Here is a 2064-nt window from a genome sequence, read left to right as displayed (position 1 = left end):
CAACAGACTGCCATTGAAAGATTCCGGGCTTGTTCGGATTAAACTTGTAATTTGCCAATCCAAATAACTTGTCAATCCGCGCCTCATATTCGGCTGGAATAGCCAAATCAATAGCTTTCAAGTTATTCTGCAACTGGGCCGGTTTGCTGGCCCCAATGATCAGACTGGAAATTCGGGAATCTCGTTTGTCCCAGGCTAAAGCAAAGGTTGCCAGGTCCGTATTTAACTCAGCGGCCATCTTCGACAGTTCTTCAACCTTCGCCAGATTTTCGGGAACTAGTTGCGCCTGTAAGTCTGGTTGGAACGATCCCCGTGAACCGGCGGGAACAGGCTGCCCCTGACGGTATTTACCCGTCAATAAGCCCTGGGCCAGTGGCGAGAATGGCACGACCCCCAAGCCCAACTCGCCACACAAATCCAACAGTTCATGCTCAATGTAGCGGTCAAACATGTTGTACTCCGGTTGGACTACCGTAATTGGGTGAAGGCCTCGCTCCTGAATAATCAATTCCGCCTTGAGGATCTGGACCGGCGTCCACTCACTGACCCCGTAGTACAGGATTTTCCCTTGATCAACTAACCCACTCAAGGTCTCCAGAGTTTCCGCCAATGGCGTCTGCGTATCAAATCGGTGACAGAAATACAGGTCCAAATAATCTGTTTGTAAATTAGTCAGTGACTGATCAATCGACTCGGTAATGTGCTTGCGCGACAGGCCACGGTCATTAACCCCTTTACCTGAAGGAAAGTAAACCTTGCTCGAGACGACGAGTTCCTTGCGGGGAAACTGTTGCAATGCCTGACCCAGGAACCGTTCGGCCCCACCGCCACTATACACATCTGCACAGTCAAAATAATTGATCCCACTGTCATAGGCTAATTTGACACTCTGTGCCGCCAGCTCCTGTTTAGCCGCATCACTGACATCCGTCAACCAACTTCCTAAGGCTAGTTCACTAACTCTTAAACCTGACTGACCTAATTGCCGATACTTCATATGTAAGCACTCCTATTCATTGGAAAATAATAAGATTTTGATTATAAAACGATATGAAGTCAGTTTACCACGTCTGAACGCGTGCGGCCAACTATTCAGTCAGGCCGGTTGCCATTTCAGGCCAGCCCCCGCCGATTATCCCAGTAAACCAGCGCGATTGCCGGTAAAGTCACGGCCATGACGGGATAGAGCCAGGACCATGGGAGATAGGTCGTGATGACTCCCGCCAGCATGGGTCCCAGGGTCATCCCCAGGTCAATCCCAATGTAGAAGGTGCTGTTGGCCAGCCCGCGATCGGCTTTGGGTACCAGTGTCAGCGACTTGGCCTGACAAATGGAAAACATCAGGCCATAGCCGGCAGCCAGGCCCACGGCGCCGACGATGAGCATCAACCAATTATCCATATCGGTGAGGCCGATGATGCCAATGAGGTTACAACCGAGACAGATCCAGAAAAACTTTCTGAAGGGGACACGGTCAAAGGCATCGCGGAGAATGAGCCGCATGGCCAATAATACCAGCGCATATACCGGGAAGAAGGCCCCAGCCGGGATCGCAAAGCCCCGGTGAAAGACGTAGCTCACAATATAGGTCTGCGTCGCAAAGTAAGGAAGCGAAAACAGTAAGAGAATGGCGGCAACCGGCACGACCTTGGGTTGAACCAACCGAATCTTTGGACGTTCGCCCTTAGACTTTTGATAGTCTGGATGCGGGACACTCTTATCCCCAACAAATTGAATGGTCACCAGGAGTAAGGTCACAAAGCCTGCGGCCACCCAGAAGACACTGCGATAGCCGAGGCGGTGATACAGGTAAACACTCACTGCAGGACCAATTGCCATTCCCAGGGCATTGGCAATCCCGTAGATCCCCATCCCCGCACCGATTCGATCGGCCGGTAGTAGACTCGCCATCCAGGTGGCCATGCAGACGGAGCACAGCGTATAGCCGACCCCATTGACGACTCGCCACAACATAATCAGCGGTACCGACGTCGTCACCCCATACCCAATACAGGCAATGAGGATCAGACTGCCCCCGATCAGACTCAACCGATATTTGGAAAA

The 2064-nt window shown here is 51.8% G+C and carries 2 protein-coding genes; both read right to left on the bottom strand.

Translation table 11 applies throughout. The features are described from left to right. Nucleotides 1-997: aldo/keto reductase family protein (locus IV54_RS07520; protein WP_083488553.1), on the bottom strand; the 997-nt coding region annotated here is incomplete at its 3' end. 116 nt (nucleotides 998-1113) lie between these two features. After that, nucleotides 1114-2064 (bottom strand): MFS transporter (locus IV54_RS07515; RefSeq protein ID WP_237756691.1); only part of this gene is annotated, 951 nt, incomplete at its 5' end.

It is taken from the genome of Levilactobacillus paucivorans (assembly GCF_001437125.1).
GTDB classification, from domain to species: domain Bacteria; phylum Bacillota; class Bacilli; order Lactobacillales; family Lactobacillaceae; genus Levilactobacillus; species Levilactobacillus paucivorans.
The sequence above is the reverse complement of the archived record's forward strand: the minus strand, read 5'-3'. Positions and strand labels throughout refer to the sequence as shown.